This window comes from Carnobacterium sp., from assembly GCF_045617425.1.
Classification (GTDB): domain Bacteria; phylum Bacillota; class Bacilli; order Lactobacillales; family Carnobacteriaceae; genus Carnobacterium_B.
In genome coordinates, this window is record NZ_JAZLIO010000003.1 from 37,848 (window position 1) to 63,007 (window position 25,160).

Genomic DNA, 25,160 nt, shown 5'->3' on the forward strand with positions numbered 1-25,160 from the left:
AAGGCTCACCAGACATTTTAAAAATGTCGGGTAAGCCTTTTTTTTAATGGATTAAACTGGCATAATAACCGGTAAAATCATAGGGTGTCTTTCAGTACGTTCAAATAAGAATGGTTTCAAACTCTCGATAATAGTATTTTTTAAAGATTGTTCGGTAACTTTATCGTTTGCTAAACTTTTATTTAAACTTTTAGTCATAACTTGTTGTGCATCATTGATTAATTCTCCAGATTCACGCATATAAATAAATCCGCGAGACAAGATATCAGGACCTGCTAGTACTTCTTTAGATTTGTAATCGATTGTTACAACTACGACAACCAATCCTTCTTCAGACAGCAACTTACGGTCACGTAAAACGACGTTTCCGATATCTCCGATTCCTTTACCATCTACATAGACATCTCCAGCTTCGAAGTGTCCAGCCTCTCTGGCTGAATCAGCCGTTAAAGCTATAACATCTCCATTATCTAAGATGAAAGAATTTTCTTTAGGAATTCCTACCAATTCAGCAAGACCCGCATGAATTTTTTGCATTCTATATTCACCATGAACAGGGATAAAGTATTTAGGTTTCATTAAACGAAGCATCAATTTTTGTTCTTGTTGACCACCATGTCCAGAAGTATGAACATTATTTACTCTTCCATGAATAACATCTGCACCAGCTTCAGAGAGTAAATTAATAACACGATTTACACTTGAAGTATTTCCTGGGATAGGAGAGCTAGAAAAAATTACTGTATCACCAGGTTGAATAGAAATTTGACGATGGGTACCATTAGCGATACGACTCAAGGCTGCCATTGGCTCACCTTGTGATCCTGTACATAAAATAATGCTTTCCTTTGCAGGAAGGCGATTAATTTCTCTAGGTTCTATAAAGGTTTCTTCTGGAGCTGTGATATAGCCTAATTGACGACCAGTTGTAACAGACGATTCCATACTACGACCAAAAACAGCTATTTTGCGTCCTGTTTTGATTGCTGCATTTGCAACTTGTTGCAAGCGAGAAATGTTAGAAGCAAAAGTCGCAAAAATGATACGGCCTTCTACTTTTTGCATGATACTTGTGATCGATTCTCCAACGACTTGTTCAGATTTAGTGAAAGTAGGGATTTCAGCATTAGTACTATCAGATAAAAGAGCTAGTACACCTTCATCGCCTATTTTAGCCATTCTGTGCAAGTTTGCTGGTTTGCCCACTGGAGTGAAATCAAATTTGTAATCTCCAGTTAGAACGATGTTGCCGGGTGGTGTCTTAACGACAATACCAAAAGCTTCGGGAATACTATGTGTCGTTCTGAAAAAACTAACACTTGTTTTACGGAATTTTATAACGTCATCTTCACCAATTTCATGCAATACTGTATCACGCAATAAACCGTGTTCAGTTAATTTGTTACGAATTAAAGCAGAAGCTAATGGTCCGGCATAAATTGGAATATTGGCTTGTCTTAATAAGAAAGGAATACCTCCAATATGATCCTCATGTCCATGTGTGATAACTAAAGCTTTAACTTTATGGATATTTTGAACGATGTAACTGTAATCAGGAATAACATAATCGATTCCTAATAAGTCGTCTTCAGGAAATTTAATACCGGCGTCAATAATGATGATTTCATCTTGAAATTGAACACCATACGTATTTTTACCAATTTCCCCTAAACCCCCAATGGCAAAGACAGCAGCTTCATTATTTTTTATAGAAGGTTTCATTAGTTAAACTCCACTAACTTGAAATCTGGGCTATTTTGTTCGTATTCAAGATACTTTCCATCAATTTGTTGAACAAGTTCAATATTGTAGGGGGTATTTTGTTCAACCAATTCACGTGCTTCAACAACACTTCCGGCTTCTAGATAAAGTGTTTGAGTGTCTTCTCTTTTTGGGTTTCTTAATTTTGTTTCTTGATAATTGACTTTAAAAATCATTTATTTCTCTCCTCTGTATACGTTCTCTCTATAAAGGTAGAACGTTAGTCTTTTTTATAAAAAAATTGGTGAAGTGTTTTGCATTACGAAAAAATCAATCTATTGAAGTTTATTCAAAGATGATAAACGAAAACCACGTCAGTTTAATTCCTTAACATGAATGTAAAGCTACTAGAAAAAAATTCTGATTCTTCTTTTATTCAGTTTAGTTTTTTCCCGAACTAGTGGTTGTGGTAAGTACACAACAGCTAAATTTATTTTACCATAATTCATTAATTAAGTATAGAAAGTTAGTTGGTGCGAAAAATAATAGAAATTGGCTATTCGTACTCAGAAGAAAATATGCTATATTGTAATAGATGTTTTTTGATGACGCAGGGTATAAACAGACTGAAAGTATATTTTTAATTTTAAAGGTAAAAAATAAAAAATCATCAGAGATAGACTAATTTTTTAAGGGAGATGAGAAAATGAATTTAATGTGGAGATATACAATGAAGTATAAAAAATTAGTCTTGTTAAATTTTTTGTGCGTTTTTGGTTTCATCTTGATTGAACTAGGATTGCCCACTTTATTGGCACAGCTAATCAATAAAGGGTTGATGTTTAATGATTTTGACGTTGTAACTTATTATGGGAAATGGATGTTTGTCATTTCTATTATTGGATTGATTGGGTTAATCGGACTAGCATATACGGTTAGTAAAATCACTACAAGACTCGTTCGTGATATTCGTAATGATATTTTTGAAAAAGTACAGTCTTTTTCCCACAAAGAATACAACGAATTTGGTGTCTCATCATTAGTGACACGCACAACAAATGATGCATTTCAAATTATGGTGTTCATGCAGATGGTTTTACGAGTAGGAATGATGACACCGCTAATGTTCATTTCTAGTTTTATCATGATCATTCGGACCAGCCCGTCATTGTCTTATGTCGTGTTGATTGCAGTCCCTTTTTTAATTGGGATCGTTTATTTCATTGGAAAGCACTCTGCACCATTATCCAATAGACAACAAATTAATTTGGATGAGATTAACTTAAACTTACGTGAAAACTTAACCGGCTTAAGAGTGATTCGTGCATTTGTAAAAGAAAAGTTTCAAGAAAGCAGATTTTATAAAGTTAATGACAATTATATGAATGTTTCTAAAAAATTATTTAAATTGATGGCTTTAGCCATGCCGACTTTCTCAATTATTTTTAACTGTATTTTTGTAGTTGTTATTTGGTTAGGGGCTATAGAAATAAATACTGGAAATCTTCAAGTAGGGAGTTTAGTTGCATTTATAGAATATATTTTTCATGCTCTCTTTTCATTTATGATGTTTGCTAATATTTTTACTATGTACCCAAGAGCAGCCGTTTCAGCTAGACGGATCGAAGAAATATTAACTACTGTACCGTCTATTACAGAAAATGAAAATGGTGTAACTGAAACTGAAACACATGGTTACTTAACTTTTGAAGATGTGACGTTTGCTTATCCTGGAAATACCGAAGAACCGGTTATCGAAAATGTGAGTTTTACAGTGAGACCTGGTGAAACTGCTGCATTTATTGGAAGTACAGGTAGTGGGAAATCGAGCTTAATTCAGTTGATTCCTCGATTTTACGACGTTACGAAAGGCCGTATTTTAGTCGATGGCGTAGATGTTAGAGACTATAAATTAAGTGCTTTACGCCAAAAGATAGGCTACATTCCTCAAAAAGCTTTGTTGTTTACCGGAACAATTACTGACAATATGCGTTATGGAAAATGGAATGCCAACAATAAAGAAATTGAGGAAGCTTCTGATATTTCCCAATCAAAAGATTTTATTTTGAAAAAACCGGATCAATTTGATGAGTTTTTATCTGAAGGTGGAAGCAATATGTCGGGTGGACAAAAACAACGACTATCAATAGCACGTGCCATCATAAAAAAACCGGATATTTATATTTTTGACGATAGTTTTTCTGCACTGGACTATCAAACAGATGCAAAATTAAGAGCACGTTTAAAAATGGAAACTAAAAATGCAGCAGTCTTGATTGTTGCCCAACGAGTGGGGACCATTATGCATGCAGATAACATTATTGTATTAAATAAAGGTGTGGTAGTTGCTCAAGGAACGCATGCAGAATTATTAAAAAAATCTGATGTCTATTATGATATTGCCTCATCACAGTTGTCGAAGGAGGAGTTAGAGTGAGTCATATGAAAGGTTCATTACGCCGAATTTGGCAGTATATCAAACCTTATAAAATTGGTTTCCTATCTGCTATTGCTTTAACCGTTGTCTGCATGATCGTAAATGCTCTACAACCTTACATTATTGGATTAGCTATGACAGAGTTAGGTGAAAATGTTTCCGATATGTTGAACGATGTTCCGAATGCAGGAGTTAATTTTCCTTATATTCGTAATATTGTCATCATTATCTTGGGTATGGCAGCTATTTATCAAATTACTTTGTATTTATCTTCTTATATTATGACGAATGTTGTTCAAAATACCATGCGTGATTTAAGAAATGAAATTGAGCTAAAGATCAATCGACTTCCAGTCTCTTACTTTGACCGAAATCAACAAGGTAATATATTGAGTCGTGTCACAAACGATGTTGATTCCATCAGTAATGCGATGCAACAAAGTCTGATTCAAATGGTCAATTCATTTATGGGAATTGTGTTTGCTATAACAATGATGTTGTATATCTCTGTTCCCTTAGCGTTAGTGATCATGGTAACCATTCCACTTTCGTTTATTATTTCAAAAGCCATTATCAAAAAATCACAACCTTATTTTAAAGGGCAACAAGAATCATTAGGGGCGATGAACGGACACGTGCAAGAAAGTTTTAGTGGGTTTACTGAAATCAAACTTTATGGAAAAGAAAAAGACAAATTAGAAGAATTTAAAGGAATCAATGCAACATTGAACAACTATGGTTTCAAAGCTGCCTTTATTTCTGGGATAATGAGTCCTTTAGTAGGATTTGTATCCAACCTGGCTTATTTTGGTATAGCGGTCGGCGGTGGGTACTTGGTTATTATGGGAAACTTGTCTTTAGGAAACTTACAAGCTTTTACTCAATACATCTGGCAAGTTAACCAGCCTATTTCTCAAATCACACAACTATCTGGTGTGATTCAAAGTGCAGCAGCAGCGGTTAATCGTGTGTTTGAAATTTTAGATGAACCAGAAGAAATTATTAATGAAACAGATTATGTATTACCGGCTACTATAGAAGGTAATGTAGATTTCGAACATGTTGCTTTTGGTTATGACAAAGAAAAACCATTGATTACTGATTTGAATGTGTCGGTGAAAAAAGGGCAAACGGTAGCTGTTGTTGGGCCTACAGGAGCAGGGAAAACAACGTTGATTAATTTATTGATGCGTTTCTACGATGTGGATAAAGGGGCTATCAAAATTGACGGTATCGATACAAAATCAATGTCCAGACAAGATGTCCGCTCATTATTTGGCATGGTTTTACAAGATGCTTGGGTCTATAGCGGAACGATTGCTGAAAATATTCGCTTTGGTAAACTTGATGCAACTGATGAAGAAGTGGTGGAAGCAGCCAAGACAGCGAACGTGGATCATTTTATACGGACATTGCCTGATGGGTACAATATGAAATTGAACAAAGAAACCTCAAATGTTTCATTAGGACAGAAACAACTGTTGACCATTGCGCGTGCAGTGATTTCCAATCCGAAAATATTGATTCTAGATGAAGCGACTAGTTCAGTAGATACACGTTTAGAAAGTTTGATTCAAAAAGCGATGAAAAAGGTTATGGAAGGCAGAACAAGCTTTGTCATTGCCCATCGTCTATCTACGATCCGAGACTCTGATTTGATTTTAGTCATGGATCAGGGTGAAATCATTGAGCAAGGAACGCATGAAGAATTGCTTGAAAAAGGAACTTTTTATGCAAATCTATATAATAGCCAATTTAGTGAAGAAGAATAAAAGCTAGTGGAAAAACATGGAAGTCCAGTATGAATGGACTTCCATGTTTTTTATTCTTTTCAGTCTAGAAGTCTAGGAGAATAAAGGGTACAATTGTCTTATAAGCAACAATATAGAAAGGAAGTATTTAAACATGCAAAAGAAAATGATTTTTTTTGATATCGATGGAACATTAGTCAATGATCAAAAAAACATACCAGAGAGCACCAAATTAGCGATTAAAGAACTAAAAAATAACGGACATGAAGTGGCTATAGCTACTGGAAGAAATTTATTTATGGCTCAAAATATTATCGATGAATTAGAGATCAGCCATTATGTTGTTTGTAATGGAGCAGCAGGATACTTACATAAGGAACAAGTTTATGAAAATCCGTTGGATCATGCTCAACTAGAAAAACTTATTCAAGTAGCAGATTCAAATAACCATGACATCATATATGAGACACCAGCTAAGCTGAGAAGAAGAAATGAGGAAGCTGATGTTAAAATTACAACAGCTATGAAATCTGTAGGTTATGGTGTTCCTAAATACGATCGAGATTTTTACTTACACAACTCATTAGTACAATGTTTGCTGTTTTACCGCGAAGACGAAAAACAATTTTATGAAAGTGGTCAGTTTTCAAAATTCCGTTTTGTCAGATGGCATGATTCTGGAGTAGATGTATTGCCGCATGATGGATCAAAAGCAAATACGGTTTTGAGAGTAGCTTTAGAAAATGGATATGGTGTAGAAGACATCATTGCATTTGGTGACGGCTTAAATGATTTAGAAATGATTGAAAAAGTTGGAACTGGAGTAGCTATGGGAAATGCTTTAGAAAGTGTAAAGTTGAGAGCCGATAAAGTAACAAAAAGTTGTAATGAAGATGGAATTTCTATTGCATTAAAAGAACTGGGTTTGATATAATCAATAAATAAATTCCTGTTTATTTACATTGAGGGGATGAATCAGTAGATTATTGGCTGAAGCATTCTACTTTGGGGTCTTGGTATAATGGGATTACGACTGGCTGGCAGCCAGTTAATACGGGTTCAATTCCCGTAGACTCCATCACAGAAATCATAAGAAGTCGTTAAAACGTTGAAGCAACATTATCTTTAAGACGTTTTAACGGCTTGTTTTTTCATTTCACGATTAAGTCCACGTTTGTTATTGGTTCTCTTAGATCATAAGGATTTCTTGAATGCCATCTAGCTTATGTAATGTAGTAAAGTCCTTTTCATGGTCATTTAGTCATCCAAAATTATAAAATTAATAGACAACCTGTTAGATATTGGCAGGTGTAGATTTATAAAGGCAGAAAACTGCTGCACAAAAAGGGTATGTTTTAAAACAACTATATATATTTATCTGATGATAAGGGTTACAATATAGGTAAAATCATAAAGGAGTGTTGATCATGGATGATAAAGCAATAGAAATATTAGTGAAGATTTACGATAAGCTTGATTATATTGCAGAAAAATTAGATGTAATTGAGGAATCTTCAGCATCTTCTGAAGGTGAATTAGAGCAAATTAAATTAACTTTAGATCGGTTTGAAGAATCGACGGGACCAGTAAATCCTAACATTGGATAAAAAATAAACCCTACCTCAATTAAGAGATAGGGTTTTGCTATGTCTTTTTTTTGCATCCCCATAAAAATTTTTATCTTATAGACTAGATTAATAGACTCTCCTACCTTGTATGCTAAAATAAAAATATAAGGAGGGATTTTCTTATGGCAGACTTAAATAATAAAGACAGCAAACAGAAAAATGATGAAAAAAAGACGGATGAACTATCTTATCTTGCTTTAGGCATGTCTTTGGGTCTTGCATTTGGCGCTGCTTTAGGACTAGTGTTTGATAATTTGGCGGTAGGAATCGCTATAGGTATTGCTCTTGGTGTTGCAGTTGGTGCAGGTATGGATAGTAAAAAAGCTAAAAATAAATCAAAATAAAAAATCCGCCCCTAATGAATAGCCTACTAGCTTATTACTTTACTATCCCGTAAATAATAAAATCACTTTATTAGTCAAATAGAGCGACTTATTATTTTTATTTATATATATGTAGACTAAATGATGAGTTTTTGAATGGTTAGTTAGATTACATTAAAAAATCTGTGCATTTTTTCACAGAAATGGAATTTAATGGGAAATAAACCTTGATTCTTAATTTAAACGTGTTAAAATTGGATTTGCATTTAATTTTGTGAAATTAATCTAGGAGGATTATCAAAATGACAGAAGGTAAAACTAACATTAGTACAGCTTCACTAAAAGTGATGGCAGGATGGGGAATAGATACAATTTATGGAATCCCTTCAGGAACTTTAGCCCCTTTAATGGAAGCTTTAGGTGATCAACAAGAAACAGATATCAAATTCCTTCAAGTAAAACATGAAGAAGTTGGAGCAATGGCAGCTGTAATGCAATGGAAATTCGGTGGAAAATTGGGTGTTTGTGTTGGATCAGGTGGCCCTGGTGCTTCTCACTTAATCAATGGTCTTTATGATGCTGCGATGGATAATACACCAGTTTTAGCTATCTTAGGATCTCGCCCTCAAAGAGAACTTAACATGGATGCGTTCCAAGAATTAAACCAAAATCCAATGTTTGATCATATCGCAGTATACAACCGTCGTGTTGCTTATGCTGAACAATTACCAAAATTGATAGACGACGCAATTCGTACTGCTATCTCTAAACGTGGAGTAGCTGTATTAGAAGTACCTGGTGATTTCGGTTACCATGAAATCGATAACGATGCATTCTATTCTTCAGGCCACAGCTTCCGTGATTACGTTTCTTCTGCAATCAACGAAGCAGATATTGACGCAGCTGTTGAAGTATTAAATAATTCTAAACGTGCTGTTATTTATGCAGGTATCGGAACTATGGGACATGGTCCAGCGGTTCAAGAATTATCTCGTAAACTTAAAGCTCCAGTTATTACAACTGGTAAAAACTTTGAAACTTTCGATTACAACTTTGAAGGATTAACTGGTTCAACATACCGTGTTGGTTGGAAACCAGCTAACGAAGCTGTTAAAGAAGCAGATACCGTTCTTTTCGTTGGTTCAAACTTCCCATTTGCTGAAGTAGAAAATACTTTTGCAAATGTTGAAAACTTCATCCAAATCGACAACAACCCAACAATGCTTGGTAAACGTCATAATGCAGATGTTGCTATTCTTGGAGATGCTGGTGAAGCAGTTCATTCATTACTTGAAAAAGTAACACCTGTTGAAGAATCAGCTTGGTGGAATGCTAACTTGAAAAACATTCAAAACTGGCGTGACTACATGACTAAGTTGGAAACAAAAGAAAATGGTCCGTTACAACTTTATCAAGTATACAATGCTATCAACAAACATGCTGACGAAGATGCAATCTATTCAATTGATGTTGGTAACTCAACTCAAACATCTATCCGTCACTTACACATGACTCCTAAGAATATGTGGAGAACTTCTCCATTGTTTGCTTCTATGGGTATTGCACTTCCTGGTGGTATCGCTGCTAAGAACGTATATCCTAATCGTCAAGCTTTCAACTTAATGGGTGATGGTGCGTTTTCAATGAACTACCCAGATGTTGTTACTAACGTACGTTATAACATGCCAGTTATCAATGTAGTATTCACAAACACTGAATATGGGTTCATCAAGAACAAATATGAAGATACAAACAAAAATACTTTTGGTACTGAATTTACTGATGTAGACTATGCTAAAATTGGAGATGCACAAGGTGCGGTTGGTTTCACAGTAAGCCGTATTGAAGACATGGATCAAGTAATGGCTGATGCTGTTAAAGCATATAAAGAAGGTAAAACAGTAGTAATCGATGCTAAAATTACAAAAGAACGTCCAATTCCAGTGGAAACATTGAAATTAGATTCTAAATTGTATAGTGCAGAAGAAATTAAAGCTTACAAAGAAAAATATGAAGCTGAAGAATTGGTACCATTTAGTGAATTCTTAAAAGCTGAAGGTCTTGAATCTAAAGTATCTAAGTAATTTTCTGATAGATAACTTATAGTTTAATAAAAAGGTGAGTCGCTGTGTTATAGCGACTCACCTTTTTTTTAGACAGATTTTATGATTGTATGACAAATGGTGTGGATGCTTCAAAATAAAATTTCTTCTGGAATGGACGGGTTTGCTTGTGGAGCCATGAGACCTCCTGTAAGCCTGTAGTCTTATAGACTTTCAATCTTAAAATAAACCGTAATCGCTGAAGGTTAAAGGTTTATAATTCTCATTGAATCCTATACAGGGCTACAAGCAACTCTATTCCTCCAGCAATATTTGGTGAATAGTTTGATTCATCTATCAACCCTAAAATTATAGACTCAATTTTATAAAGAAGTTAGTACAGGGTACCGTTAAGCAAGCTGTACAAAGAGGTTGTAAAACAATTGAAGTAGGGACAGGGAATTCTAGTTTAGGTCAATTAACCTTGTATCAAACATGTAGTTTTAAAATTGCAGGAGTAGATAGTGATTTCTTTATTGGCACACACTATCCAGATGAGATCTTTGAGAATTGGATTCAATGTAGAGATAGGGTGTGATTAATACAGTATTTATAGAAAAAAATAAATAATCATATATTCTTAGTATTATTGTAGTAAAATAGTAGCAACATACTTGAAAGGAAATTGCGAAAATGGATTTTAAAAGATTAATTCTATCTTCAAAGAATTAATTCTATAGATTTTCGAATAACTACAACGACCTTGCACATATGTTATTAACTGGTAATTCTAAAAAGTTCCTAATAGTTTTGGTGAAGATCTCTATGATGATGGATTATTGGGGTTTAAACCTAATATATAAGTTAATAAAGTTAGTTTTTTTATTCAGACCAAGAAATTGAGTTTAATTACCTAGTAAAGAAAGTCTTTTTGAAGCTCTTTTTGAATTAGCTGAAAAAATTAATAGTTATTTTAATTCTAGTATTGACATAAAAGTACCCTCAACTTTTAATGGTAATAATATAACCCAAAACTAATGTTTGATAATTAATTTTGGAGCATAAGATAATGAAATTTGTTTGTTAAATTGCGCTTGAAGAGAAGTAATATGACAACTAACGTTTAGGTACCATTTATTCTAAAGTGATATTAATTTAAATGCGAGCATAGAATTGGAATAAACTGAGAAAAGTTATTGTAGTAATAAGTTTGTGCTTTGAGAGGAATGTGAAGAAATGAGTAAAATCTCTAATCCAGTCATCTATGAAACAGATTATAGCTACGAAGCAGTGAAAAGTTTAGAAAGTGGAATTCTTCAAGAAGAAGGTGTTAATGCAAAATACCTATTGGATTATCCCACGGTTTACATCGTTCATGATGAAAAAAAGAGTCGCGAATTTTCAGTTTACATCGGAGAAACTTCTGATATAAGACAAAGAACCAAACAACATCTTATTGAAGATCCCAAAAAACGGGAAGATTGGGAAAGCCTCGCAAAGTCTGATGATTCAAAAATGTACATAATAGGCCATGATTATTTTAATAAATCATTGACATTAGATATTGAAAATAAATTAATGATGTATATGTCTAGTATCGATTCGGTTCAATCCGTGTATAATCGAAGAACCAATCAACAAAAAGAGTATTATACGGTAGATAAATTAGATGAGATTTTTTCTAAGATTTGGAGAAAATTAAGAAAAAAGAATAAAACTCTTTTCCCTGTTGAAAAAATAATCAAAGACTCTGCTCTATTTAAAGCTTCGCCATTTCATAAACTAAGTGATGAACAAATCCAAGCTAAGGATAAAGTTATCTTAAAAATTATGGAGGCTTTAACGAGAAACCAGTCAGGAGAATTGATTTTAGTAACAGGAGAAGCTGGTTCAGGTAAAACAGTTTTAATGAGCAGTCTCTTTTACGAATTAAAACAGCTAGCTCAAGAAGAGTCAGAAAATATTGTTTTACAAGACGCAAATAGTTATTTGTTGGTAAATCATGAGCAACAGTTGAAAGTTTATCAACAAATTGCAAATAAATTAGGTATTATGTCTAAGAAAATGCCTAATTTAGTCAGCAAACCAACTACGTTTATCAATAATCATACTCCAAAGGAAAAAGCAGATGTTGTTATTGTAGATGAGGCTCATTTGTTATGGACACAAGGTAAGCAATCTTATAGAGGAAAGAATCAACTGTATGATTTAATGGAGAGGGCAAAAGTAGTGGTAGCGGTATTTGATATCAATCAAGTTCTCACTACTGAACAATATTGGGAAGAAGAAGAACTGCTTACTTTAGAACATGAGGCGAATTTAAAAGGAAATTTTATCCATTTAGAAAATCAAATGAGGATTAACGCGAGTCAGAGCACTATTAATTGGATAAGGTCGATGATTGATGATAGAAAAATTAATCCTATTCTCAAGGATATTAAAGGATATGATTTGAAAATCTTTAATCATCCTAAAGAGTTATATGAAGCTATTAGAGAAAAAGCAAAAGATGAAAATTCAGGTATTTCCCGAATTACTGCAACATTTGATTGGGAGTACGTTGATAAGAGAAAACCAGAAAAAGATGATTATTGGAGAGTTAAGATAGGGGATTGGTCTCTACCTTGGAATCTACAACTGCCTCAAATGAAGGAGCAAAAGAGAAAGAATAGAAACCTTTCTTGGGCAGAACAAGAACAAACTATTTATGAAGTGGGTTCTACATTTACTATTCAAGGATTTGATCTAAATTATGCAGGTGTGATTATAGGTCCTTCTGTAAAATATAGAAATGGAGAAATCGTATTCGATAGAAATTTCAGTCAAAACAAAAAAGCTACTCGCCAAAGAACATTAAAGAACGGAAAAAAAGAACAGTTTTCTGATATGTTGTTAAAAAACGAATTAAATGTGCTTTTAACAAGAGGAGTAAATGGTTTATATATTTACGCGGTAGATGAGGAACTTCAAAAAGCGCTAATAAATGCAGCAAAGGGGTAAAAAAGGGATGAATAATGAGAAAAGCAGTATGGAAAAGGTAAATAAGTTCAGAGATGATAGAGATTGGCGACAGTTTCATAATGAAAAAGACTTAGCCATATCTATTTCTTTAGAGGCGTCAGAATTACTTGAATTATTTCAGTGGAAATCGTCAGAAGAAGTAAAAGAAACCAACTTAGAACGGATTAAGGAAGAATTAGCAGATGTATTGATTTATTCTCATATGTTAGCAGATAACCTTAATTTAAATATCGATTCAATCATTGATGAAAAGCTGCAAAAAAACAATGAAAAATACCCTTTAAGTAAGAGTAAGGGGAAGAATAATAAATATACTGACTTTGAGTAAGAGTAGTATTTAAAAAGCCAATAAGCAGAAAATTGCTTGTTGGCTTTTTGTTGACAGTTATTTTCCGTGACAGTGTTTGTATTTCTTTCCGCTACCACAAGGACAAGGCTCATTTCGGCCAACTTTTTTTTATTTGGATAGTTTCTTGCTTTCCAACGTTCTTATTCATACAAGGAACAACATTATTAGGAACGGGAGATAATGTATTATGACTTTCAATTATTTCGCATGGCGTATGGCCTCGGTTTGATCATTTGCGTGAGTGGTTGTTTAAATTTGAATATAGATAACTAAATTCTTCTAAGTCTTTTGCACCATCAAAAACAATGCCAAATTGACTGTCTAGTTCTTCAACTAAACCCCGCATGCCTAAATCAAATTTAATATAAACCATAATCATATCCATGACAGCTAAAAGTTTTTTTGAACTCAACAATTTAGAGAAAAATCGCTTCATTTTCTTGTATTGAGCAGTTCGCTCGTCGAATTCATGTTTAGCAAAATAGTTAATATCAGCTTTTGTTGGTTGGTAATAATCGTGGTGTGAAGAACTCGACATGAAAAAGGGCACTTCATTTTCATCCATATCAGAATTATCAAAAATGCATTCTAGATTATCTGTAAATCTTAATCGTTCATTAAGCCAAGCTAACCCAATTTATTCAAACAATAATTCGTTAAGTTCTAATGCATATTGTTTGTTGTGTTGAGTCCATACTTTTAAGAAAAAGTACGTTTCAAAAGCACCGTACAAGTTCATAAGCCCTCTATGTATGCATGGAGTAGATTTTTTCTTTTATGTTCTTCTTTAAAATCAGGATCATCAATAAAGTTTTGCAGTATTTCTTTTGTCTCGTTTGGCAGTACTAGGGTATAAGTATCTTCGTAATAAAATAAGAAGACCCAGTGAAAATAAAGTAAATCAAATAAGTCCGGATTTTTGCGGGAGAAAGGAATGAGATCGATTTCTTTCGGACCATTCATCAGTTCTTTTAATAGTTGAATGTTATCTTTTGGTTGAAAAGATAATTGATGCTGGCTTTTAAGAGATAGTTCTTTGAAGAAATCTTCGGCAATAACGGTTTTTGTTTTACTACGACGTTCTTTATAACGAAGGTCAGTAGCTATTGAAATCATATCTTCTTTTGAACAAGTCGTTAGACATTTCGTAAAAGAAAAGACCGGTTTGTGCAAAATAATGATGTGAACATATAGTTCATCATGCGTTTCTTGAGTGAGTTCTTCTGACATTTAGTCTGTTTCCTTTAGAAAAGTATTTGTTCTTTTAATAATCTAAAAATTATTCCCCTGCACAAAGAATTGAGCCTCTTCGTAATGGTATTTGATATTGGAATAGTTGAATGGACGACCACTGCTTAAATAATAGATACTTTCAATTGTTAAAGAAGGGTCGTGTGTTTCCAACTGTAAATATGTTGCTTCTTCTTTATTTAATTTTCCAATACGCATAAATAAATCTGAAAAACGAATATTTATTTTTAGGTCCTCAGTTAAATAGTTGAAAATAGAATGACTGGCAATTTCTTTATTCAAATAAGGCACAATCGACTTGAGGTAATAGGATTCTTCCACACAAAAGGGACGTGATTCGATGTAGCGAACGCGTTTAATGTAATAGATCGTTTCTTGGTCTGTGAGTTCAAGTATTTCTGTGACATTTGAAGGTGCTTCGATTTCTTTTAATTCAATGACTTTAGAAGATAAATTGAATTCTCTAAAAATGCTATGGAACCCTTGAACATCCGTTAAATTCACAAAACCTTTGCGATGGCGTCCACGTACATACGTACCGCTGCCTCTAACTTGATAGATAACGCCATTCGTCTCTAAAACTTCCAATGCTTTAATAATCGTGTTTTTACTGACTTCATATGTACCTTCTAATTCAGTGAGAGTAGGCAATTTATGGCCACGTGTTAAATTATTTTCTTGAATGTAGGTATTGATTTTATTGGCGACTTCATGGTATTTGTTCATTACTGTAGCTCCTTTATTTAGAAGTATAGCATATTTTAAATTGTAAGGGTATTGACAAAGTGTATGGGTATAATTATGATGTAGTCATAGAAATGAAATTATACCCATACACTTTTTGAGTAAATAGGAGGATGTACAAATGTCTAAATTTCCAAAAGATTTCTTATGGGGTGGAGCTTTAGCCGCCCACCAATTTGAAGGTGGCTGGGACCAAGGTGGTAAAGGTCCGAGCGTCGCTGATGTGATGACAGCTGGTGCAGCTGGTAAGCCACGCGAAATCACCAAAACGGTTGAAGAGGGTAAATTTTATCCGAATCACGAAGCCATTGATTTTTACCATCGTTATAAAGAAGATGTGGCGTTGTTCGCTGAAATGGGATTGAACAGTTTACGTACATCTATCAACTGGACACGTATTTTCCCGAAAGGTGATGAAGCTGAACCTAATGAAGCTGGACTTCAATTCTACGATGATTTATTTGATGAATTATTGAAAAATGGGATTGAACCAGTTATTACGCTAACTCACTTTGAAATGCCGCTTCACTTAGCACAAACTTATGGTGGATTTAGAAACCGTAAAGTAGTCGATTACTTTGTTAAATTTGCCGAAGTAGTTTTCGAGCGTTACAAAAACAAAGTGAAGTACTGGATGACGTTTAACGAAATCAACAATATGATGGACTATACTAACCCGATTTTCTTATGGACAAATGTGGGTGTACAAGTTGAAGAAGGCGAAAACGCTAAAGAAGTGATGTATACTGCAGCGCACCATGTGTTGTTAGCAAGTGCTCTATCAGTGAAAATCGGTCGCCAAATCAATCCTGATTTCCAAATTGGGGCGATGGTATCTCATGTACCAATCTATCCATTAACGGCTCATCCAGAAGATGCTATGTTGGCTGAAGAATCGATGCATTTGCGCTATTTCTTCCCAGATATACAAGTACGTGGGTATTATCCAAACTATGCGCTGAAAGAATTTGAACGCGATGGCTTGAATATTCCTATTCAAGAAGGCGACGCTGAAATATTAGCACAAGGTAAAGTGAACTATTTAGGGTTTAGTTACTATATGTCTAATGTGGTGGATCATAAAGATAAAAACATCGATGATGAAGCTGCTAACGTGCATGGTAAGATTCCTTATCAAGTAGATAACCCATATCTAAAGGCTAGCGACTGGGGTTGGACAATCGATCCTGTAGGTTTACGTTACACGTTGAATCGTTTCTGGGATCGTTATCAAATTCCGCTATTCATTGTGGAAAATGGGTTTGGTGCGATTGATACTGTTGAAGAAGACGGCAGCATTCATGATGAAGCTCGTATCTCTTATTTGCGTGAACACATCAAACAAATGGGCATTGCGATAGATCGCGACGGTGTTGAATTGATGGGTTATACACCTTGGGGAATCATTGATATCGTTTCATTCACTACTGGAGAAATGAAAAAACGTTACGGCATGATTTATGTCGACCGTGATAACGAAGGTAATGGGACGATGAAACGCAGTAAGAAAGATTCCTTTGACTGGTACAAAAAAGTCATTGAATCCAATGGAAAAAACTTATAAGATAGTTAAAAGGAAGCTTGAGACCTAAATTGAACTGCCCCTGTCAATTAGACAGGTAAATAAAAAGCCATGTATGATAAAAATCATACATGGCTTTTTATGTTGGAATGGATATACCCATTTTTACCGTTACTCTCTTAGTAGTATAAAACTTAATATCTCTCTCAATGTCTTTTTCTAAACTCATCATCTAGATACAGCTGAATAGATTGTTCTATTTCTGTAACTGTAGTTTACTATTCGAACGCAAAAAAATCCCCCTAAAGTAGTTTACTTTAGGGGGATAGGTCCCGGACTCTGCTTTTTCGGTGTTAAGAAATAACTTTTACATCGTCATCTATTTTAAAAGGGTGTTCTTTATTGATATGATCATAAAACATGATGCCATTGATATGGTCAATTTCGTGTTGAATAACAATTGCTGGATAGTTTTTTAAACGCGTTTTGTGAAGTTCTCCTTCTAAGTCAAAGTACGTTAATGTAATACGGCTGTGGCGAGGCACGTAACCTGGAACTTCACGATCCACAGATAAGCAACCTTCACCTTCAGTTAAACAAGCACTTTGAACTGAATGACTGATAATCTTTGGATTGACCATTACAGCGCTAATGATTGGCTCGTCAATTCCTTCTTCAATTCCAGGGATGTGCACAGCAATTAAACGTTTTGAAATGTCTAACTGAGGTGCTGCAAGCCCTACTCCAGCACGCAAGTTGTACTTTTCGGCAATTTCAGGATCTTGGCTGTTCTTTAGAAATTGCAGCATGTCTTTACCTAATTGTTTTTCTTCTTCACTAAGGGGCAATGCTAATTCTTTAGCAACCATTCTCAAGGTAGGATGGCCTTCTCTAATAATGTCTTCCATTGTAATCATAACCGTTCACTCCTAATATTGTTTCGTAATAGTCATTTTCCGCATAGGGAAAATCCTTATCAATTTCGTCTAATCTATTTTATCAGTAAACTCAACTTTTTGCACGATGTATAAAAAGTTGAAAAAAAACTTTTTTTCATAAATAGATTATGGGATAATGGTGAACATGAAAAGAGAAAATGTTTTCAAATTAAAAGTTAGAGGAGATTAGAATATGATAGATGCAAAAAGTTATGTTAACGAAGTTTATACTAAAGTTTCAGAACGGGATCCGGATCAACCGGAATATTTGCAAGCAGTCAAAGAATTTTTTGGTACTATCGAACCAGTCTTCGCAGCTCATCCAGAACTAATTAAAAAAAATATATTAGAACGCTTAGTGGAACCAGAAAGAATTCTACAATTTAGAGTTCCGTGGGTTGATGATCAAGGGGCAGTAAATGTAAACCGTGGATACAGAGTGCAATACAATTCTGCTATAGGACCTTATAAAGGAGGGCTACGTTTCCATCCATCTGTTACACAAAGTATTGTGAAGTTTTTAGGATTTGAACAAATTTTCAAAAATAGTCTAACTGGATTGCCTATTGGTGGCGGTAAAGGCGGTAGCGACTTTGATCCAAAAGGGAAATCTGACAATGAAGTTATGCGTTTTTGTCAAAGTTTTATGTCAGAACTGCAACGTCATATAGGACCGGATATCGATGTACCAGCTGGTGATATCGGTGTGGGTGCACGTGAAATCGGATTTTTATTTGGCCAGTATAAAAAGTTGAATGGTTTTCAAGCGGGAATTTTAACTGGAAAACCAATTTTCTTAGGTGGTAGTTTAGCACGAACAGAGGCTACAGGCTACGGATTAGTTTACTTTACTAAAGAAATGTTAGATGATATTGGAAAATCTTTCAAAAATCAAAAGGTCGTTGTTTCCGGAAGTGGAAATGTAGCCATCTATGCAATTGAAAAGGTTCAAGAATTTGGTGGAACAGTTATTGCTTGTTCGGATTCAGATGGTTATATTTTTGATCCAGAAGGAATTGATTTAGCACTTGTTAAAAAAATCAAAGAAGAAAAAAGAGAAAGAATTTCAGAGTATCTTACAGAACGTCCGAATGCAACTTATGAAAACGGCAATATCTGGAACTTAGATGAAAGATATACGATTGCACTCCCATGCGCGACCCAAAATGAGATTGATGGACCTACAGCACAAAAAATGATTAGCCAAGGAGTTGGAGCTGTTGCCGAAGGAGCGAACATGCCATGTAATTTAGAGGCTGTTAAAGAGTTTCAAAAGGCTGGAATCGTATATGGTCCAGCTAAAGCAGCTAATGCTGGTGGTGTAGCAGTTTCAGCATTAGAAATGAGCCAAAATAGTCAAAGATTAAATTGGAGTTTTGAAGAAGTAGACGATGAATTGAAAAAAATTATGAAAAACATCTATAAAGAAATAAAAGATACAGCTAAGTCTTATAATTTAGATGGAGATTTTGTAGCTGGAGCGAATATTGCTGGTTTTACAAAAGTTGCAAAAGCAATGTTAAGTCAAGGAATTATTTAAATAAAAATAAAAGAAAACCCGTTAAAAAAACGGGTTTTTTTTAGCACGAATAAAAACAATAGTGTTTTTATTCGTGCTTGTAGTTAAAATTTACGAAAAATAACAGTTGAAAAATAAAAAAAAGGCGGAAAAGTGAACAATTACTGGCTCCTAATCAAGAGAAAATCTTTTTGTGAAAAAAGATGTATCCAAAAAAATGAAGATATTTTTGTAAAAAGTAATACAGTTAAATGAAAATTATATAACAGTTTTAAAGAGGTAAGTATCCGCTTTTTTCAGAGTTTAATTTTAAATTAATGTGCTATATAACAACGAATAAACATTTTTTATAGTGAAAATTTTCACAATAAGGATTCCAGTATGGCTGAAAAACTAGATTAAATTAAAGTGAATAGATAGAATTCATATGGTTTAACATTTAGTTTGCTTGCATCTAAGTTGAAAGCGTGTTAAATTTAAACTGTAAAAAGTTCTGAGTAATACAGTTTCTTTAATAGTATAAAACAGAATTTTGAAAAACAATATTGTAAACGAGAGAGGAATGGGTTATACATGGTGAACAAGAAACAACCAATAGATTTTGAAGCATTGTTAAGCACAATTGATGCTGCTTTCCCAATGGTACAAATCTTAGATAAAGACGGTAAAGTAGTAAATAAAGATATTATGCCTGATTTGTCTGACGACCAACTTGTTGAATTAATGGAAAAAATGGTTTGGTCTAGAATCTTACACGAACGTTCAATGGCTTTAGCTCGTCAAGGACGCCTAGGTTTCTACGCTCCTACAGCTGGACAAGAGGCTTCTCAATTAGCAAGTCATTATGCATTTGAAAAAGAAGATGAATTATATCCAGGATACCGTGATATTCCTCAATTGATTCAACATGGTTTGCCAATATCAAAAGCATTCTTATGGTCTCGTGGACATTCAGCAGGAAACGAATATCCTGAAGATTTACACGCTGTGCCACCACAAATTATTATTGGTGCTCAAATCATCCAAGCTATGGGTGCTGGTATCGGGCTTAAAAAACGTGGCAAACAAAACGTTGCGTTCACTTACACTGGTGATGGCGGTTCATCTCAAGGAGATTTCTATGAAGGATTGAATTTTGCTGGTGCCTACAAAGCTCCTGTAGTATTCTTTGTTCAAAATAACGGATACGCAATCTCAACTCCTCGTCACAAACAAACTGCAGCAACTACTTTAGCTCAAAAAGCTGTAGCAGCTGGAATCCCTGGAGTTCAAGTAGATGGTATGGACCCATTAGCAGTTTATGCTGTTACTAAACAAGCAAGAGAATGGGCTGTAGCTGGAAATGGTCCTGTCCTAATTGAAACAATCACTTCACGTTTCGGTCCTCATTCTACATCTGGAGATGACCCAACACGTTACCGTGATAAAGATAGTTTTGATTACTGGGAACAACGCGATCCATTAATTCGTTTCCGTAATTTCTTAACTGAAAAAGGTTTATGGTCTGAAGAAAAAGAAAATGAATTAATTGAAAAAACTAAAGAAGAAGTTAAAGCATCTGTTAAAGAAGCTGACCAAGCACCAAAACAAAAAGTTTCTGATTTCTTGAAAAATATGTATGAAACACCAACTCAAGTTATCGCTGAACAAATTGCAACTTTCGAAGCAAAGGAGAGTAAATAAACATGGCACAAAAAACAATGATTCAAGCGATTACTGAAGCGCTTGACCAAGAAATGGAACGCGATCAAGATATTTTGATTTTTGGTGAAGATGTGGGTAAAAATGGCGGTGTATTCCGTGCAACTGCCGGTCTTCAAGAAAAATATGGTGAAGAGCGTGTTTCAGATACACCACTTGCTGAATCAGGTATTGGTGGATTAGCTATTGGACTTGCTTTCCAAGGTTTCCGTCCTGTTCCAGAAATCCAATTTATTGGTTTCTTATTTGAAGTATTAGATTCAATCGTAGGACAAGCTGCACGTACTCGTTACCGTATGAGTAGCACTCGTAACATGCCTATTACGATTCGTACGCCATTTGGTGGAGGAGTTCATACTCCAGAAATGCACTCAGATAATCTTGAAGGTTTGCTCACTCAATCTCCAGGTATCAAAGTAGTTGTTCCATCAAACCCATACGATGCAAAAGGTTTATTAATCTCCGCATTACGTGACAATGACCCAGTAGTATTCATGGAACACATGAAATTATACCGTTCATTCCGTGATGAAGTTCCTGAAGAAATTTACACTGTTCCTCTAGGAAAAGCTGCCATCACTCGTGAAGGTAAAGATGTTTCTGTTATCACTTACGGAGCTATGGTGCGTGAAGCAATCAAAGCTGCTGATGAACTAGAAAAAGAAGGTATCTCTGTAGAAATCGTTGATTTAAGAACTATTTCTCCATTAGATATCGAAACAATTGTAGCTTCAGTTGAAAAAACTGGACGCGTTGTAGTAGTTCAAGAAGCACAACGTCAAGCAGGTGTAGGCGCAATGGTTATGTCTGAAATTTCTGAACGTGCTATCCTTTCACTACAAGCTCCAATCGGACGTGTAGCAGCACCAGATACAGTTTTCCCATTTGGTTTAGCTGAAAATGCATGGTTACCAAATGCAACTGATATTGCTGATAAAGTTAAAGAAACGTACAATTTCTAATCTATTCATATGTGAAATAACAAATGCGATAAAGCTTATAGAGTCTATTGCATTTGTTTGTTCTAGTATTAAAAACTAAACTGATATTTCTAAAAGAATAGCTAAACATAGAAGGGAAGAAAAATAAAATGTCATTTAAATTTAAATTACCAGATGTTGGAGAAGGAATGGCTGAAGGCGAAATCGTAAAATGGTTAGTAGCTGAAGGCGATACAATTGAAGAAGAAGATTCAATCGTAGAAATTCAAAACGACAAATCTGTAGAAGAAATTGCAACTCCAGTTTCTGGAACCGTTAAAAAAATTATGGTTGAAGAAGGAACAGTAGCAACAGTTGGACAAGTTATTATTGAAATCGATGCTCCAGGACATGAAGATGACGAAGAAGAGGGATCTGTTCCAGCTACTTCACCAGAAGCACCAGCCGCATCTGCTCCAGAACCGGCAGCAGCACCAGCTTCATCAGGAACTTCATTCTTCCAATTCAAAATGCCAGACGTTGGAGAAGGAATGGCTGAAGGTGAAATCGTAAAATGGTTAGTAGCTGAAGGCGATACAGTTAATGAAGAAGATTCTGTTGCAGAAATCCAAAACGATAAATCTGTAGAAGAGATTGCAACTCCAGTTTCTGGAACAATCAAAAAGATTTTAGTTGAAGAAGGAACAGTAGCAATGGTAGGTCAAGTATTGATAGAAATTGACTCTCCAGAGCATAATCCTAAAGGTTCAGCACCAGCTACTCAAGAAGCGCCTGCTGCACCAACTGTAACATCAACTTCAACAGAAGCATCAGCTTCAAATAAAAATGTTTTAGCTATGCCATCTGTTCGTCAATTTGCTCGTGAAAACGATGTTGACATCACTTTAGTTGCTGCTACTGGTAAAAATGGTCGTACAACTAAAGAAGATATTGAAAACTTCAAGAACAATGGTGGGAAAGCCCCTGAAGTTGCAGCATCAGCACAAACTGAAAAAGCAACTGAAGCTAAAGCTCCAGCAGCTAAGAAAGAAGCTGCTCCAGCTAAAGCATTCAAATCTAACCAAGCTGAACTTGAAACTCGTGAAGCAATGACTCCAATGCGTAAAGCTATCGCTAAAGCAATGGTAAACAGCAAAGCGACTGCTCCACATGTTACATTGTTTGATGAAGTAGATTCAACTAAGTTGATGGCTCACCGTAAACACTTTAAAGATATAGCAGCAAGTAAAGGTGTTAAACTAACATTCTTACCTTACGTTGTTAAAGCTATCGTTTCAGTATTACGTAAATATCCAGCATTGAATGCATCAATTGATGATTCAACAAACGAAATTGTTTACAAACATTACTTCAATATCGGCATCGCTACAGATACTGACCGCGGATTGTTTGTACCAGTTGTTAAAGATGCTGATGCTAAGAGCATTTTCTCTATCGCAAGCGAAATTACTGAACTTTCTGGTAAAGCTACAGAAGGTAAATTAGCTGCTAACGAAATGAGCAACGGTTCACTTTCAATCAGTAACATCGGTTCAATCGGTGGAGGTTGGTTCACTCCAGTAATCAACTACCCTGAAGTTGCAATTTTAGGTGTAGGCCGTATCGCTAAAAAAGCAATTGTTAATGCAGATGATGAAATTGTTGTAGCACCAGTTATGCAATTGTCATTAAGTTTTGACCACCGTATCATTGATGGAGCAACTGCACAAAAAGCAATGAATGAATTGAAAACATTACTTGCTGATCCAGAATTATTGTTAATGGAAGGGTAAGGTGAAGGTTAAATGGTAGTAGGAGATTTCGCAATAGAGTTAGATACAGTTGTCATCGGTTCTGGTCCAGGAGGATATGTAGCAGCCATTCGTGCTGCTCAAATGGGACAAAAAGTTGCCATCGTAGAAAAAGAGTATATTGGTGGGGTTTGTCTTAACGTTGGGTGTATTCCTTCTAAAGCACTAATCAGTGCTGGACATCATTATCAAGATGCATTAGATTCATCTGTTTTTGGAGTTTCTGCTGAAAACGTGGTTCTAGATTTTGCTAAAACTCAAGAGTGGAAAAACAATAAAGTTGTAGCATCTTTAACTAAAGGTGTTGAAGGTTTATTGAAAAAAAATAAAGTAGAGATTCTTCGTGGCGAAGCTTACTTCAATGATGAACATACTTTACGTGTAATGACTGAAGTAGCTGCACAAACGTATTCATTTAAGAATGCAATCGTTGCAACTGGTAGCCGTCCAATTGAAATCAAAGGTTTCAAATTTGGCAAACGTGTAATCGACTCAACTGGTGGATTGGCTTTACCAGAAGTACCTAAAAAACTTGTTGTAGTTGGTGGCGGATATATTGGTAGTGAATTAGCTGGAGCTTACGCAAACTTAGGAGCTGAAGTAACCATTCTTGAATTTGCACCATCTATTTTACCAACATTCGAAAAAGACATGGTTAAATTAGTAACGGATAACTTTAAAAAGAAAAATGTTACAATTGAAAACAATGCAATGGCTAAAGAAGCTGTTGAAACTGAAAATGGCGTATCTATCACTTATGAAGTGAAAGGCGAAGAAAAAACAATTGAAGCTGATTATGTAATGGTAACAGTTGGTCGTCGTCCAAACACAGATGAACTAGGTTTAGAATCAACTGGTGTTGAAATGAATGAACGTGGACTTGTTAAAGTTGACGCTCAAGGTCGCACAAACGTGAAAAATATTTATGCAATCGGTGATATCACTCCAGGAGCAGCTTTGGCTCACAAAGCTAGTTATGAAGCAAAAATTGCTGCAGAAGCAATTTCTGGTAAAAAAGTTGCTATTGATTACAGAGCTATGCCTGCTGTTGCCTTTACAGATCCTGAACTAGCGGTTGTTGGTTATACAGCTGCAGAAGCTAAAGAAAAAGGATTAGATGTGAAAACTTCTAAATTCCCATTAGCTGGTAATGGACGTGCATTGTCTTTAAATGCTACTGAAGGTTTTGTTCGCCTAGTTACAACTAAAGATGAAGGTGTTATTGTAGGAGCTCAAATTGCTGGTGTTAGCGCTAGTGATGTAATTGCGGAGCTTGCTTTAGCAGTTGAATCAGGAATGGTTGCAGAAGATATTGCTTCAACTATTCATGCTCACCCATCTTTAGCTGAAGTATCTATGGATGCTGCTGAATTAGCTTTAGGTTTACCAATTCACGCGTAATTATTAAAAGAACTACTATTTTTGTAGTCGTCCTAATTGAACCAATTAAGACGTGTCCATACTGAAAAAGGGCTTCTCATTCTTATTTGGAATGAGAAGCT

20 protein-coding genes, 1 tRNA gene and 1 pseudogene are annotated in these 25,160 nt (G+C 35.0%); 15 read left to right on the top strand and 7 right to left on the bottom strand.

The window, feature by feature from the left end; all coding sequences use genetic code 11:
* Nucleotides 1-51: 51 nt before the first annotated feature.
* Nucleotides 52-1,722 (bottom strand): ribonuclease J1, encoded by a 1,671-nt coding sequence (gene rnjA / locus ACKI3H_RS00780; protein ID WP_350450249.1) that lies wholly within the window; start codon nucleotides 1,720-1,722, stop codon nucleotides 52-54.
* Complete coding sequence (locus ACKI3H_RS00785) at nucleotides 1,722-1,937, bottom strand: DNA-directed RNA polymerase subunit epsilon (protein ID WP_350450248.1); 216 nt, start codon at nucleotides 1,935-1,937, stop codon at nucleotides 1,722-1,724. The genes rnjA and ACKI3H_RS00785 overlap by 1 nt, the downstream gene beginning before the upstream one ends.
* 470 nt (nucleotides 1,938-2,407) lie before the next feature.
* On the opposite strand from ACKI3H_RS00785, the gene ACKI3H_RS00790 reads away from it, so the two are divergent.
* The 9 genes from ACKI3H_RS00790 (at nucleotide 2,408) to ACKI3H_RS00830 (ending at nucleotide 13,231) form a co-directional block, all read left to right on the top strand.
* A complete protein-coding gene (locus ACKI3H_RS00790; RefSeq protein ID WP_407370411.1) occupies nucleotides 2,408-4,138 on the top strand; it encodes an ABC transporter ATP-binding protein in 1,731 nt (576 codons plus the stop codon).
* Between the two features lie 5 nt (nucleotides 4,139-4,143).
* Nucleotides 4,144-5,910, top strand: coding sequence for an ABC transporter ATP-binding protein (locus tag ACKI3H_RS00795; protein WP_407370641.1), 1,767 nt, complete (start codon nucleotides 4,144-4,146; stop codon nucleotides 5,908-5,910).
* Nucleotides 5,911-6,043: 133 nt separating this feature from the next.
* The gene (locus ACKI3H_RS00800; RefSeq protein WP_407370412.1) at nucleotides 6,044-6,823 is read left to right on the top strand and encodes a Cof-type HAD-IIB family hydrolase; all 780 of its coding nucleotides are present in this window, start codon (nucleotides 6,044-6,046) and stop codon (nucleotides 6,821-6,823) included.
* A 73-nt stretch (nucleotides 6,824-6,896) separates the two neighbouring features.
* Nucleotides 6,897-6,967: transfer RNA gene (locus ACKI3H_RS00805), tRNA-Ala, on the top strand.
* 349 nt (nucleotides 6,968-7,316) lie between these two features.
* Complete coding sequence (locus tag ACKI3H_RS00810; RefSeq protein WP_407370414.1) at nucleotides 7,317-7,496, top strand: hypothetical protein; 180 nt, start codon at nucleotides 7,317-7,319, stop codon at nucleotides 7,494-7,496.
* A 143-nt stretch (nucleotides 7,497-7,639) separates the two neighbouring features.
* On the top strand, nucleotides 7,640-7,861 hold the full coding sequence (locus ACKI3H_RS00815; protein WP_407370416.1) for a glycine zipper family protein: 222 nt from the start codon (nucleotides 7,640-7,642) through the stop codon (nucleotides 7,859-7,861).
* 281 nt (nucleotides 7,862-8,142) lie between these two features.
* The gene (gene spxB / locus ACKI3H_RS00820; RefSeq protein WP_407370417.1) at nucleotides 8,143-9,924 is read left to right on the top strand and encodes a pyruvate oxidase; all 1,782 of its coding nucleotides are present in this window, start codon (nucleotides 8,143-8,145) and stop codon (nucleotides 9,922-9,924) included.
* 1,194 nt (nucleotides 9,925-11,118) lie between these two features.
* On the top strand, nucleotides 11,119-12,882 hold the full coding sequence (locus ACKI3H_RS00825) for a DUF2075 domain-containing protein (protein ID WP_407370418.1): 1,764 nt from the start codon (nucleotides 11,119-11,121) through the stop codon (nucleotides 12,880-12,882).
* A gap of 7 nt (nucleotides 12,883-12,889) precedes the next feature.
* On the top strand, nucleotides 12,890-13,231 hold the full coding sequence (locus ACKI3H_RS00830; protein ID WP_407370419.1) for a nucleotide pyrophosphohydrolase: 342 nt from the start codon (nucleotides 12,890-12,892) through the stop codon (nucleotides 13,229-13,231).
* Nucleotides 13,232-13,288: 57 nt separating this feature from the next.
* Here ACKI3H_RS00830 and ACKI3H_RS00835 read toward each other — a convergent pair.
* The 4 genes and pseudogenes from ACKI3H_RS00835 to ACKI3H_RS00850 form a co-directional block, all read right to left on the bottom strand.
* Nucleotides 13,289-13,357: pseudogene (locus tag ACKI3H_RS00835) on the bottom strand (SEC-C metal-binding domain-containing protein); the annotation flags it as partial.
* 124 nt (nucleotides 13,358-13,481) lie between these two features.
* A complete protein-coding gene (locus ACKI3H_RS00840; RefSeq protein WP_407370420.1) occupies nucleotides 13,482-13,790 on the bottom strand; it encodes a hypothetical protein in 309 nt (102 codons plus the stop codon).
* 197 nt (nucleotides 13,791-13,987) lie between these two features.
* A complete protein-coding gene (locus ACKI3H_RS00845; protein ID WP_407370421.1) occupies nucleotides 13,988-14,482 on the bottom strand; it encodes a hypothetical protein in 495 nt (164 codons plus the stop codon).
* Nucleotides 14,483-14,524: 42 nt separating this feature from the next.
* Complete coding sequence (locus ACKI3H_RS00850) at nucleotides 14,525-15,229, bottom strand: GntR family transcriptional regulator (protein ID WP_407370422.1); 705 nt, start codon at nucleotides 15,227-15,229, stop codon at nucleotides 14,525-14,527.
* A 139-nt stretch (nucleotides 15,230-15,368) separates the two neighbouring features.
* Here ACKI3H_RS00850 and ACKI3H_RS00855 point away from each other — a divergent pair, with 139 nt between their 5' ends.
* Nucleotides 15,369-16,811, top strand: coding sequence for a 6-phospho-beta-glucosidase (locus tag ACKI3H_RS00855; RefSeq protein ID WP_407370423.1), 1,443 nt, complete (start codon nucleotides 15,369-15,371; stop codon nucleotides 16,809-16,811).
* A gap of 311 nt (nucleotides 16,812-17,122) precedes the next feature.
* On the opposite strand, the gene def is transcribed toward ACKI3H_RS00855, so the two are convergent.
* Complete coding sequence (gene def / locus ACKI3H_RS00860) at nucleotides 17,123-17,686, bottom strand: peptide deformylase (protein ID WP_407370424.1); 564 nt, start codon at nucleotides 17,684-17,686, stop codon at nucleotides 17,123-17,125.
* Between the two features lie 214 nt (nucleotides 17,687-17,900).
* Between def and gdhA the strand changes: the two genes are divergently transcribed.
* From gdhA to lpdA, 5 genes are all read left to right on the top strand, one after another.
* Nucleotides 17,901-19,247, top strand: a complete 1,347-nt coding sequence (gdhA, locus tag ACKI3H_RS00865; RefSeq protein ID WP_407370425.1) for an NADP-specific glutamate dehydrogenase — start codon at nucleotides 17,901-17,903, stop codon at nucleotides 19,245-19,247.
* Nucleotides 19,248-19,799: 552 nt separating this feature from the next.
* Nucleotides 19,800-20,909, top strand: coding sequence for a pyruvate dehydrogenase (acetyl-transferring) E1 component subunit alpha (gene pdhA, locus ACKI3H_RS00870; protein WP_407370426.1), 1,110 nt, complete (start codon nucleotides 19,800-19,802; stop codon nucleotides 20,907-20,909).
* Nucleotides 20,910-20,911: 2 nt separating this feature from the next.
* Complete coding sequence (locus ACKI3H_RS00875) at nucleotides 20,912-21,889, top strand: alpha-ketoacid dehydrogenase subunit beta (protein WP_350450232.1); 978 nt, start codon at nucleotides 20,912-20,914, stop codon at nucleotides 21,887-21,889.
* A 128-nt stretch (nucleotides 21,890-22,017) separates the two neighbouring features.
* Nucleotides 22,018-23,640, top strand: a complete 1,623-nt coding sequence (locus tag ACKI3H_RS00880) for a dihydrolipoyllysine-residue acetyltransferase (protein WP_407370427.1) — start codon at nucleotides 22,018-22,020, stop codon at nucleotides 23,638-23,640.
* Between the two features lie 12 nt (nucleotides 23,641-23,652).
* Nucleotides 23,653-25,059 (top strand): dihydrolipoyl dehydrogenase, encoded by a 1,407-nt coding sequence (lpdA, locus tag ACKI3H_RS00885; protein WP_407370428.1) that lies wholly within the window; start codon nucleotides 23,653-23,655, stop codon nucleotides 25,057-25,059.
* Nucleotides 25,060-25,160 lie beyond the last annotated feature (101 nt).